We start from the raw sequence: 11,748 nt of genomic DNA, 5'->3' as shown, positions 1-11,748 counted from the left end.
CTCCTACTCGTTAAGAATAGGCCAAACTTGTACCAACTAACCCCAAATAGGATAAGACTTGATCCTACTCGAGGCTAGTTATATCAATTTGTAAAGAACTGCAATACGTGGTTTACCGGAGGCTTACTTAAAAACGACATAATCCAAGTGTAATAACAACCGGGTTTTTGGACTGACCCGTCTTTTGCCGTCTTCAAGTGTCCGTCGTGAAAAAGAAAAAAGTCTGCTAATCTACTGACTAACAGACTTTATGTCTTTGTTTGGCTTTTATTGTCTTTCGACCTTTTTGCCTTTCGGTGGGCGTTGACGGAACTTGTTCAATCAAACAAAGCCCTGTATAATCAATGTGTTAACTTTCTCGTGCCTTTCTTCACACACAGATTGCACACACTTTTTTGAGGCGAAATAGATGCGAATAAATCGCTTTAACTATGACACAAAAATAGCTGTTTTTCGGATATTTACAAGCGATTTTTTGAAAAATATTCAACTCGTTTTCAATTTTCCGGTTTGTCCTGTCTGCCTTCAAGACGCCTTATCTCCTTGTCGAAATCGGATTCAAACAGACGGTCTTGTACTATACGATATTTTTCAAATTCGCTTTCCGCAAAAGATTTTGCTATTAATGCAGTAACCTTTCCGCTGTTCTGTAAGATTTCACGGTCGTCTGCTTCCAAGAATCTATCCAAACGTTTTGCCCAATCTTCCATTGTCATCGGTATATGTCTTTTTGCTCGATCTTCTGCCAAATCCAGATAAGCGTTGACGATACGCCCTAATGATTCCAGTTCAGTTTCAGTCAGGTAGTTTTTAGCTATGGAAACATCTGTTTTTACTATTTTTCCATCAGGAGCTTTCTCCCACGAAGTTAAACCCATATGTTCCTTTTCAGCATTAGCTCTCGATATAATGAGTTCGGCAGCGGTATGACCGTGTATAGCATAATGCAATTTATTTTGGACTTTAGCAAAAAACTCTTTTGTGGTAACAGCATCCTTGTTGTAATCCATTGCCGTAGCATAAATATCCGTTATCTTTTGGTAGAATCGGCGCTCACTCAATCGAATTTCCCGGATTTCGGCAAGCAAGTGTTCAAAATAATCCTCATTGAGGAATGTACCGTTTTCCATTCGCTTTTTGTCAATAACATAGCCCCGAATAGCATAATCTCGCAAAACAGATGTTGCCCACTGACGAAAAGTTGTTGCCCGTTTGGAGTTGACACGGTAGCCGACGGCAATAATCGCATCCAGATTATAGTGCTTAGTTTTGTAGGTTTTACCATCTGATGCAGTTACCGAGAATTCCTCGGTAACTGAACCTTCATCCAATTCGTTTTCTTTGAATATGTTTTTAAGATGCAGCGATATATTGTCTGTCGAGCAATCAAACAAAGTTGCCATTAACTTTTGACTGAGCCAAATCGTTTCGTCCTGAACTCGGACTTCAATACCGTCCTCCTTTGCTTGATTTGTGAAAATGAGGAATTCGGCAGTGCTGTTACGGATTTGTAAAGGTTTCTTTTTTGCCATGATTCATTCTTTTTTATCTGTCGCGATCTCTTCTCCCATCATCATTTCGTAATGTTCTTTACCGATAGTTTTAAAAATATCCTTAAATACATCAAATAGAACTTGAGGCTGTTCATTGGTTATTTTTTGATAGTAAGCACTATCGTGAGGTGAAACTTTATGGCTTTCATCATTAATGGTTGATATAAAGGCGCATTTGATGTAATATTTGGGAGAATCTGTGTTTTCATTAAAAACAGCGCCCCACGAATCACGTCCCAGCCCTATGAAATTTACATAAGAATCTACAATTCTCCTCATCAAATTAGAAATCGTAATATTATGGGATTTATCAACAGGTATATTTTTACTTATGCTTTGTAGTGTTTTCCACATTAAAGTGTAATCATCGAAAATCGTCTTATCTTTACCTCCTTCAATTGTGGTTTTATTATTGACCTTATAAACTTTATAATGCCACCAGTCCGTACATATTGGACGATATCCAAGAGCTACTTCTTTGTAAAAATATAAGTTGTGAGTTAAAATAAAAACCTGTTCTATAGAATCTCTTTTTAATAGCTTCCTATTTGCTTTATCACTACCTTTCTGCCAAATCAGTTGATGGACCAGTGTTGATACTACAAATAAAACCTGACTGTCTAGACTTGAAACAGGGTCATCTATTATAATAATTTTTTTCTTTGCACTATTTTTTTCAATATCATCACTTCCAATACATAGTTGGTAAAAGTAAAGGAATGATATGAAGTTTTTTTCACCTTCACTTAAACTTTTAAATACAGGTTTATTACTTGTCATCCCATTTCTTTTTAGAAAATAGTGAGATATGTTATTGATCTTTTCTTTTTCTGCAATTTCAAATCCACTAACCCCTGCATTTTTAAGAATCTGATTAATATTGCTAACCGCTTCTTTTGTATTGACAGTTTGTGTTCTCCAAGTCTCTATTCTCTGTTTGGAATCTTCGACTTTTTCTTTTGTTTTTACAATTAGCAGATTTGCTAATGTTTCAACTCTTGCATATTGGTCATTTCGTTTATTAAACTTTTGAATTCGTTCTTGGCATCTTGATGACATATATATCCAAATGTTTTTCATCAGAGCTTTTTTCCGTGTATCGATTTGGGTAAAGTCATTATTATTGGCTTTTATCTGACTAATAATAGTTGATAATCGAGTTTTGAAAGATGCTAATGAAATAATGTTTTTTTTCTCATTAGATTTCAAAATTTTGTCGTCAATTATATCTATGTTTTTAGTGAGCAAGGTTTGTAATTCAATGTATGTATTTGAAACAATATTATTTGGATTATATGTATTTTGAATTTTTAGAATGTTAGAGAAGAATCTGCTCACAGATTGTCTGTATTGCTCTTTTAATAGTTTAATTTGCTCAATTTTTTGTTTATATGTCTCGTCAAAGTATTTGCTGAACTGTTCTTTCAAATCTTCTGTTATTGTTTTTTTTTGACAGAAAGGACATATTCCATTGGTTTGAGGTAAAAAATCGACTCCAATTTCGACCCAACTTCTTGCATTAAGAGAATTTATCATTGCCGCAATATTTACATCTTCATTGCCGATTATGATTTCTGATAATAATGGAACTAATTTGCTTTCTATTGCTCGTATCTCTTTGTATAATTTGCTATTAACCTTTTCTTGTACTTCAAATAAATCTTTTTCGTAAAGTGAATTGTAGCTTTCAGTTAAAACTTCTATAGATGGAATATTTGAAATTCCGGCTTGTAGAATTGTTTTTATTTCATTAAAATGGTTGGCTTTATTTCGGCTATATTTGATTTCTAATTTAGAAAATGAATCAAAAACGCGCCTTTCTTCAAAACATTGATTCTGTAAATCCAATTCTTTATGAGCTTTATCGGATTTTATAGAATCAATCAGATTAGCTTTATTTGAGATATACTTCTCATACTCTTCAACTATTTTTTCTTCATCCTTAATTTGCCTGTCTATCGTTTCATTTGTTTGGTTTAATGAGAAAATGCCTTTTTGAATAGGGCTATTGTTGAAATTTTCTTCTACAAATACATCATCAAATACTAAAATTTGATGTTTGTTTTTATCATAACCATTTTGAGAACAATCTTTAAAATCATCTTTTCTATCAGTGTTTTCTAAACCTATATTATAAAGGTACTTTGCAATGGTTGATTTTCCTGTACCATTGTATCCAAAAAAGAAGTTAACTTTCTTTAAGTCCTTAACTTCAGCCCCTGTTACAGAGTCATAAGTTGCTACATTCTTTAGAATAATTGATTCTATCATAAAAAGATATTTTAATTCCCTTTCGTGTCCACAATCAACTCCCTCACGTCCACCTCCAACGCCTTTGCAATTGCAAACAAAGTTTCGAGTGAAGGTTGAGATACATTCGCACACCAACGGGAAACAGTAGCTTCATTCTTACCAAGTTTTTCAGCTAACCATTTTCCTGTGCGTTTTTGTTCTACAAGTACAACTTTCAATCGATTCAGTTCCATTCGTCAAATTATTGATGTGTTTTGCAAATGTAGTGATTTAATCTAATAATCTTATCTTTGCTTATCATTTAGTTTTCAACATAATGCTATAATGTCGCTTTATTACCCTGCGACAGTAGAAGTTATTCTCGTGTCGTTGGTTATTCTCGCGGGCTTCCGCCTTCCAAACGGCTGGGAAGCCATAAGCGGGAAATAACCGACATAGGCACGGGAAATAACTTCGGAACCAACCGCACTACCGCCTGAATCCCCACTTGGGCTTCTTCTTTATTTTCTTTTTCTTCGGAATTGGTTCATCTTCACTGTTTCCTGTTTCGGGAGTGAGTAACCCTAATACAGATGATAGACCTAAATCGGAAGACGTGGAATTTTGTTTATTTTCAATCTTGTTTGAAAGGTTGGCTTCTTGTTTATATGCAAACTTGTTTTCAAAACTGGCAACCTGTTGATTTTCTTGTGTATTTTTTCTTTCATCGGAAATCTGTTGTGCCTGCATGTTAAATTGCTCGGAAATGCTTCCGTTCTTCATCGTATTGTAGTATTCAAAGGATTCGGTTAATGGTCGGTTGTAGCCGAACAGCTTATCAAATCCTTGTTCCGCTTGTCGGAATAGGTTTGTCCTGTCAAATCCTCCTTTAATTGCCCCTTTCTTGGTGTTTTTGTGATTAGTTAATGGCGATAGCTTCTTTTTATTGGTCTGGTCTTTACGGATGACAATCAAATGGCAGTGCATATTCAGTTCATTGTTTGACCTGTCCCGGTTGAAATGTATTTTACCGAAAAACTTTATATCTTCTGCCGATAATCCTTTGTTGAAGTTCTTGGCATATTCAGGAATAAACACTTCACGGATATACCGTTTCATGGCTTCTGCCTGTTCCTGTTCTGTACTTCCCATCCTTTGCAGTTCTTTTTCGGATGGGCTGACGTGGATAGCATAAAACTTGGCATCGGTTTTCATCAACTGCCCAATATTGGTGTCGATATCCTTTATTACATCGACTTTATACAGGCTATCATCTGTCAGGTTGAAGAAGCCTTCGGTATAGATTCCTTGCTCCATGCGTTCCATATCTTCGTGCTCCAAATAGCTACATAGCCTTCGGCTACTGCCTGCATTGTTATATGTGCCTTTGGACGGTGGCGGGAAATCTATATTCATTCTTATTTCTCGTTTATCAGGTTCATTATTTCAGCTTTTAGATTCTCTTTCCGCCTACCTTCCATCACTCCACAGGTAGCCAATTCCGAATAAAGGCTAATCAATTTCAATAGCTTTGTATTATCATTCTTCTGCAACTGATATAAAGACCCTATTTGCTCGCCTTGATTGTTGATGACATCGGCGTGTTTGCTGAACTGGTCACTGATTCTGTGTAATACGCTATTGTATTTCTCTTGGTTCTGCTCCAACTGTGAAAGAATAACTGTTTCCAATGCTTTGACAATCGTATCAAATTTGATTGCTATCGAATGGCTTGTGCGTATCATCGGATTTAGTTGTGTTTCCTCATAGTTCCGTATAAAGCGGATAATATCATCCTGTCGTTTGTTAATCTTGGCGAGTTCCGATTTTACAGATTCGGGAGCATCGGAGGGATTGATATTTGCTTTCACCAGATACTGAAAAGCCAATTTTACTATTTCCCCTTTTTTCAGCGAATAGCGTTTACATAACTTTTCGATAAGTTTATCCGTTGCATTCTCTATGGCAATGGTGGTAAATACAATATTCCGATTCTGTTTTGTCATAGTTATAACTATTTTATAGCTATTTATATATTTAACTTGCTTATATTGAATTGTGTAGCAATTCGAGTTATAGCAAGTGTTATAACTGTGCTTTAGGATAAAGCACTAAAGCCGAAGGCTTTGCCCCGCAGGGCAAGAGGAAAGAACAGGACTTGTTCAGTTCCCTCTTGCTTAATTCAGCGAAACAAACATAGCCGTCGGGCGTTGTTGTTTCTGCTGAATGCGGAGCCATTAACAGGAGGCGTAAACTGCAAACAAGCTTCCTTCATTTACTCCATTCTGTTTAAAGCTTGGAAAAGCAGAATCATTCATCAGTTTTATCCTCGTCTTTTGCTTTCGGGTGCTTCCTTTCAAAATTCCTGTAAGTCTGGACATCCGCATGTTCACGGACAAACTCCCGGACATCATTTACCCGGTAATAAGTTTTATGGCCGATCATAAAATAGCGTAGCTTTCCATCTGAACGGTATCGTTGCAAAGTACGCTTGGATACTTTAAGAAGAAATGCCATATCCTGGTTGTCGAGAATCTTCTCGTCTTCATCAAATACATCGGAGGTGTTAATCAGGGATTTCAGATCCTGACCTATTTCCGTTAGCTTCTTGGACAGCTTCTGCATCCAAGTTTCAAAATCGTCGTTATTGATATACATATTGCTTCATTTTTTTAATTAAACATTCTTGTTTTCAATCGATTGATGAAGCAAAGGACAGCAGAATGGGGAAACGGAAAAAGAGGAGTAGTTAACTACTCCCCCGAAAGTTCTCCACAATAATCTTGTATTCAGGCTATTGAAAAACGGTTATTTTTCATCTTGTTTGTTTACGACTTCCTTATCCTTTCGGAGAATGAGGCTGCGTAGGAAGTCGAGGGCTTTCGTCCGGTTGAAAGGTTTACGGTCGAATACTTTTACTTGTTGATCGTAGATGCTTCCAAAATTGCAGTTGAACATCTTTTGAAAAGCGTCTGCAATCTGATTCAGGTGTGCGGGTTTCCCGTTCTGTTGAAATACCTTCTTTGACAGGAAAAGGGCGATTACAATCTCACCCAAAGCAACAATCCCCAAATCTTTCGACTTGGGGAGAATATAAAGGTCGGATTCGAATGTTGCCGGTTCTGATTGTTGGAATTGTTCCGGGTAACGGATTTTTAGATTAAGAAGTTCTAATTCGGAATTAAGAATTGCCAATGCCTTTTGCAGGTAGGTAAATTTAAGCGCATTTTTCCCCCTGCCCGTACTGATAAAGCGATTCTATGAATACTAACTCAATACGAGTAATATTCAGTATCCGAAAGGTTTCAGAGTAATTCTGTTCGGATTGGCTGATTGCTCTTACTTGTTCCATAAAGCACCCATAGGCATTTTGCATTTCTTCGTTTGTAACTTTTAGTGAGGATTCAGATAATAACCTGAATAACTTTAACTTTAAAATTTTGTCCATAAGCCACTATTTTATTGTTTAAACTTATAATATGAATTTATGATTGCTTGCTCCTTTGGATTTTTTAGTGGCTTTGTTTTTATTTTTAAGAGCTATCCATAGGCGTAATATTTAAATTAATGAATAAATTGAGTAGTATGTCAAAACATATGTTTTGCATCAAAGTGATTATGTTTCTTAGATTTTCATTTTTCTTGCGCTTGACAATGCAAACGATAACGAAATAATTGTCGTTATGGAAAAAACAATAATGGCGATATTAAAAAACTTAACATCAGATGTTCCCGCCAATAAGTATCTGCACCCCTCTAAGATATATGTAACCGGATTTCCCCAAGAAACAGTTAATAGCCATTTTGCTGTAATTAGTCCTTTGGCAAAAAAGTGGTACTGAGGAAAAGTAATGGGAATACAGCATTTGTAATAATAGCAGCACTTTGGGGTTGTCCTGTCCGAATCATTATGCCTGCTGAAAATCCGGATAGGGTCACAGACCATAATAACGATAGTAATAAAATCCCCAATATGGATAAGATACCAAACCTGAATGTTATTCCGAATATAGCGCCTATACCAAGTAATGTAGCTGTAAAAAATAGTGACGATAAAATGTCGGCAATCATTGGAGCTATCACGAGAGCCCAACGTGAAACAGGTGAAAAATAGAGACGTTTGAAATATCCCGATTGCATATCGGCATTGAGTGTTTGTCCTGCTCCTGCAGAAGAACCCATCGCTAAAGAGATTATCGCTATCGGGAAAAGAAAAGACAAATATCCTTTACCTGCAAAAGCATCTAAAGCACCGATCCCGCCGATCCCGGCATTGTATACGACCAGAAAAAACAGACTCATTCCAAAGCCCATTAATGGTGCTGATGGTTGTTTTATTAACTTTATGATCGCTCTCTGTATCAATAATATATTACTATTCATTTTTCCTATTTTGAATTGTTGTTGTGATTTACTTTGAGAATGATTGTATAAATTTCAGGTAACTGTCGTCTAAAGATGTGGAATCTGATTGTGATACAAGATTTTTAAACCCGGAAATAGTACCATCGTATTCTATTTTTCCATCGAGGATCAGTGCCATAGCATTAGCATGTTTATCTGCTTCGTCCAAATACTGAGTTGTGAGGAAAATAGTCGTATATTCCTTTTGATTCAACAGATTAATAATTTCCCAAAAGTTTGCCCGAGCCTGTGGATCCATACCTACAGTGGGTTCATCAAGAAAAAGTACCTGAGGACGATGTACCAATGCAAGGGCGCAATGCAATCTACGCTTGTTCCCGCCAGATAATATTCCCGCCTTTTTTTTACGCTGTTCCGACAATTGAAAAGTATCCATCAGTTCTTCGGTTCTTGATTTGGCATCTGCTGTAGATAATCCGAAGAGCCTGCTTTGAAAAGTCAGTAGATTTTCAACTTTTTCGCCCGGATCAATCTCATTGTCCTGAGACGCGACTCCAATATAACGCTGAATTTTCGATTTCTCATGCTCAGGATTGATTCCGTCAATAGAAAACAGCCCTGCATCTTTTTCGAGCAAAGTCGTTAATACTTTAATAAGAGTCGATTTTCCTGCTCCGTTTGGGCCAAGCAGCGTAAAGAATGCCCCCTTTTTTACCTCAAGATTAATGCCCCGAAGTGCTTCTGTTCCGTTAGAATAACATTTTGTTAAGTTTGAAACTACGATTTCTGCTTCCATTTTTATATACTTTATATTTTGGGAGCAAAAGTATGGAGAAAGCAATCGTTAGACTTGTATAAAAAGGACGAATTCCCTTTATACAAAATAATCAGAGTAAGGAGAGCAGATAGATAGGTATTCGCTCGGAGAATAACCCGAGAAATGTTTAAACTCTCTCACGAAATGTGGTTGGTCGTAGAACCCACAATCAATAGCCAGATTAGTCAGAGTAATTTGAGGAGATGTCTGCATAAAATATAATGCACGTTGAAAGCGTATGATACGCAAAAAGTCTTTGCTATTACAGCCAATATACTCAGCAAAAATGCGACTGAATTGCTTGTAACTTAAACAACAGATTTGTGCCAATGAGCGAATATTTGTTTCTCCCTGATTAATAGATTGTACAACCGCCGCCATCCTTCTGAAATTGTATTCTTTAGATAATGGTAAGTATTTCAAAAGAAACGACTCAATATGAGCAACACAGATTTGTGTATTGTGAGTGTACAACAACCTGTCATTCAACTCTTTTAACTTAGGCGACCCCAACACATCAATAGCTATTGATCGATTGAATAGTTCATTCATAGGAAATTGAAAGAACATTCTTGCTCCGTGAGGTCGAAAAGTGACGCAAATCATATCTGTCTTCCCCGTTCGAATAAAATCAGAATATCCTACGGACTGTCCACTTAGAAACGCTTTGTCTTGCAAAGCATTGTTAGAAGCAAAATTCATTTGCTCTCCTCTGTGAAAAACCAAAGATATATACCCATCAGAGATAATTCGTTGTTGTGTGTCGTCACTTACTTCTGCTTTCAAAAACCAGTAGTGTTTGATGTACGGAGCTAACAGCAAAGAAGGAGCTATGATTTTAAATTCTTCCATATTTTACAAAAGTACAACTTTCTTAATATCAGGCAAAGTTAGATTTACTTTCATTAATATAATTGTAAAGAAAGGACATTTTTGATATTTAGAAATTAATTCACTGTTTATAATATTTCATCATATCATCGAATTCCCCTCGAACTTTATTGACTTCCGTAAAGATTTTCTGATTCAAAACCTTTGCGTAAATCTGTGTCGTAGTGATATTTGTATGCCCCAGCATTTTTGAAACGCTCTCGATGGAAACTCCTTTAGTCAGCATAATTGTTCCGAAGCTGTGCCTTCCGCAATGTGTTGTAAGTCGCTTATTTATACCGCATAAAGCAGCAATTTCCTTCAAATACTCGTTCATCTTTTGATTCGTGTGAATAGGCAATTCTAATCCCTCATACTTTTTCAGAATAGACAAAGAAACGTCTAACAATGGAATATTCGCCTGAACAGAAGACTTTTGCCTTGTCAACTGTATCCACTTCTGCCCGAACCCATCTTCGATGATATTTTCTTCGGTCAAATTTGCGGCATCGATGTAAGCTAATCCCGTGAAAATCTGAAATAAAAACACATCACGGACTTCTTCTAATCGTTTCGAGTCAAATTTCTTATTCATCAGCTTTTTGATTTCAGGCTCAATCAAAAATTCTTTTTTTACCGGTTTATATCCGAGTTTGTAATCATCAAAAGGGTCTGTGGATATATACTTATCTTTCAAAGCCGTAGTTAATACTTTCTTCAAAAAACGTAGATGCTTTACTGATGAATTATGTCCGCAATTACATACAGATTTGAGATATATCTCATAATCGGAAATAAATTGATAGTTAACTTCTCTCAAAGGCATATCTTTTTTGCTGTATTGGTGAAGAATAAAATCTTCTATCCGTTTCCTCGTTGCCGTATATTTTGATAGGGTGGTACTTCGGATAGCTTTATCCACAAGATTGCGCTTTTGTTCCACCAAACTATCATACATTGACAATAAGGTATATTTTTGAATATCTAAGCCAAGATAGGCATCACGTAATTTTTCCGGAGTAACAAATCCGTCTCTCTCATAAATCTCATGATAATGATTTTTTAAGTCGGAACGGATTTTATCTATAGCATCATTTATTTCTTTTGCCTCTTTAGTTCTTCCTTCCGCTCGTCCGATTGGATTCCAGATTAAGGGATTTACAAACAACTTTGGATTAAACTCAATAGATTCTCCATCAATTGTAATACGAATTGCAATTGTTACTAAACCGTCTTTGTTAGGTCTTGTTTTTCTAATGTAGAACAGAACACGATAGGTACTTTTCATTTTTTCTCCTTTTAATTCGACAAAATTATAGTTTATCGCTAAAGGATTTATCGCCCTGAAAACGCCAAGTTAGGTCATTGTAAGACGCTTAATACCAGTCGGTTATTTCCCTATTCGTGTGCAGGATTTGAGGTTGTTTTTCACACACGGTTTGCACACGAACCCACTGTCTTAATCTGTCTTTTTCCGTCCTGTTGTGTCTGTTGTGTAAAAAGAAGAATCCTGTTAATCTATTGACTAACAGGATTCTTGTCTCTTAATTGAAGTATCTGTCTTTTGTTGACTTCCACCAATTTTATGTCTCGGTGGGCGTTGACGGATTCGAACCGCCGACCCTCTGCTTGTAAGGCAGATGCTCTGAACCAGCTGAGCTAAACGCCCGAAATGTTTTCTTGTTTTTGTGAAGGTGGTGGGCGTTGACGGATTCGAACCGCCGACCCTCTGCTTGTAAGGCAGATGCTCTGAACCAGCTGAGCTAAACGCCCTTCACTTTTATGTCTTTCTCTTAAGACGGTGCAAAGATATATCTTTTTTATTTACATCCAAGTTTCATCGGGATAAAAATAAAAAAAGATTACCGATTATGTGGAAGTAACTCTTCTTTCTGTTAAAATGGATCACTT

Annotated in this window: 12 protein-coding genes and 2 tRNA genes; all 14 read right to left on the bottom strand. The window is 36.5% G+C overall.

All coding sequences use genetic code 11. The features are described from left to right. Nucleotides 1–497 precede the first annotated feature (497 nt). Entirely contained in the window at nt 498–1,532 is a 1,035-nt protein-coding gene (locus tag PHT93_RS11745; protein ID WP_300243142.1) for a virulence RhuM family protein, read from the bottom strand. A 3-nt stretch (nt 1,533–1,535) separates the two neighbouring features. After that, a complete protein-coding gene (locus tag PHT93_RS11740; RefSeq protein WP_300243140.1) occupies nt 1,536–3,824 on the bottom strand; it encodes an AAA family ATPase in 2,289 nt (762 codons plus the stop codon). 11 nt (nt 3,825–3,835) lie between these two features. Continuing rightward, the gene (locus tag PHT93_RS11735) at nt 3,836–4,039 is read right to left on the bottom strand and encodes a helix-turn-helix transcriptional regulator (RefSeq protein ID WP_300243137.1); all 204 of its coding nucleotides are present in this window, start codon (nt 4,037–4,039) and stop codon (nt 3,836–3,838) included. A gap of 235 nt (nt 4,040–4,274) precedes the next feature. Then, nucleotides 4,275–5,201, bottom strand: a complete 927-nt coding sequence (locus PHT93_RS11730; RefSeq protein ID WP_300243134.1) for a DUF5712 family protein — start codon at nt 5,199–5,201, stop codon at nt 4,275–4,277. 2 nt (nt 5,202–5,203) lie between these two features. Next, nucleotides 5,204–5,791 (bottom strand): BfmA/BtgA family mobilization protein, encoded by a 588-nt coding sequence (locus PHT93_RS11725; RefSeq protein WP_300243132.1) that lies wholly within the window; start codon nt 5,789–5,791, stop codon nt 5,204–5,206. Nucleotides 5,792–6,095: 304 nt separating this feature from the next. Continuing rightward, a complete protein-coding gene (locus tag PHT93_RS11720; protein ID WP_300243129.1) occupies nt 6,096–6,443 on the bottom strand; it encodes a helix-turn-helix domain-containing protein in 348 nt (115 codons plus the stop codon). A gap of 150 nt (nt 6,444–6,593) precedes the next feature. Next, entirely contained in the window at nt 6,594–6,980 is a 387-nt protein-coding gene (locus tag PHT93_RS11715; RefSeq protein ID WP_300243127.1) for an RteC domain-containing protein, read from the bottom strand. A 22-nt stretch (nt 6,981–7,002) separates the two neighbouring features. Then, nucleotides 7,003–7,233, bottom strand: coding sequence for a hypothetical protein (locus tag PHT93_RS11710; protein WP_300243125.1), 231 nt, complete (start codon nt 7,231–7,233; stop codon nt 7,003–7,005). Between the two features lie 365 nt (nt 7,234–7,598). Next, nucleotides 7,599–8,168: an ABC transporter permease gene (locus PHT93_RS11705; protein WP_300243122.1), complete on the bottom strand. Its 570-nt coding sequence runs from the start codon at nt 8,166–8,168 to the stop codon at nt 7,599–7,601. Between the two features lie 28 nt (nt 8,169–8,196). After that, the gene (locus PHT93_RS11700) at nt 8,197–8,946 is read right to left on the bottom strand and encodes an ABC transporter ATP-binding protein (RefSeq protein WP_300243120.1); all 750 of its coding nucleotides are present in this window, start codon (nt 8,944–8,946) and stop codon (nt 8,197–8,199) included. A 78-nt stretch (nt 8,947–9,024) separates the two neighbouring features. Then, on the bottom strand, nt 9,025–9,819 hold the full coding sequence (locus PHT93_RS11695) for a helix-turn-helix domain-containing protein (protein ID WP_300243118.1): 795 nt from the start codon (nt 9,817–9,819) through the stop codon (nt 9,025–9,027). 100 nt (nt 9,820–9,919) lie between these two features. Further along, nucleotides 9,920–11,125, bottom strand: coding sequence for a site-specific integrase (locus PHT93_RS11690; protein ID WP_300243116.1), 1,206 nt, complete (start codon nt 11,123–11,125; stop codon nt 9,920–9,922). 306 nt (nt 11,126–11,431) lie between these two features. Next, nucleotides 11,432–11,506 (bottom strand) — tRNA-Val (locus PHT93_RS11685). Between the two features lie 26 nt (nt 11,507–11,532). Beyond that, nucleotides 11,533–11,610 (bottom strand) — tRNA-Val (locus PHT93_RS11680). Nucleotides 11,611–11,748: the final 138 nt, after the last annotated feature.

Source organism: Massilibacteroides sp. (assembly GCF_028705895.1).
Taxonomy (GTDB): domain Bacteria; phylum Bacteroidota; class Bacteroidia; order Bacteroidales; family Tannerellaceae; genus Massilibacteroides.
Note: the sequence above shows the minus strand (reverse complement) of the source record. Positions and strands in the feature narration are given on the sequence as shown.

Bases quoted from the DNA above. Each gene is read 5' to 3' on its own strand.
- PHT93_RS11700 (WP_300243120.1), bottom strand. From the start codon at position 8,946: ATGGAAGCAGAAATCGTAGTTTCAAACTTAACAAAATGTTATTCTAAC.
- PHT93_RS11705 (WP_300243122.1), bottom strand. From the start codon at position 8,168: ATGAATAGTAATATATTATTGATACAGAGAGCGATCATAAAGTTAATA.
- PHT93_RS11745 (WP_300243142.1), bottom strand. From the start codon at position 1,532: ATGGCAAAAAAGAAACCTTTACAAATCCGTAACAGCACTGCCGAATTC.
- PHT93_RS11695 (WP_300243118.1), bottom strand. From the start codon at position 9,819: ATGGAAGAATTTAAAATCATAGCTCCTTCTTTGCTGTTAGCTCCGTAC.
- PHT93_RS11720 (WP_300243129.1), bottom strand. From the start codon at position 6,443: ATGTATATCAATAACGACGATTTTGAAACTTGGATGCAGAAGCTGTCC.
- PHT93_RS11690 (WP_300243116.1), bottom strand. From the start codon at position 11,125: ATGAAAAGTACCTATCGTGTTCTGTTCTACATTAGAAAAACAAGACCT.
- PHT93_RS11735 (WP_300243137.1), bottom strand. From the start codon at position 4,039: ATGGAACTGAATCGATTGAAAGTTGTACTTGTAGAACAAAAACGCACA.
- PHT93_RS11710 (WP_300243125.1), bottom strand. From the start codon at position 7,233: ATGGACAAAATTTTAAAGTTAAAGTTATTCAGGTTATTATCTGAATCC.
- PHT93_RS11730 (WP_300243134.1), bottom strand. From the start codon at position 5,201: ATGAATATAGATTTCCCGCCACCGTCCAAAGGCACATATAACAATGCA.
- PHT93_RS11725 (WP_300243132.1), bottom strand. From the start codon at position 5,791: ATGACAAAACAGAATCGGAATATTGTATTTACCACCATTGCCATAGAG.
- PHT93_RS11740 (WP_300243140.1), bottom strand. From the start codon at position 3,824: ATGATAGAATCAATTATTCTAAAGAATGTAGCAACTTATGACTCTGTA.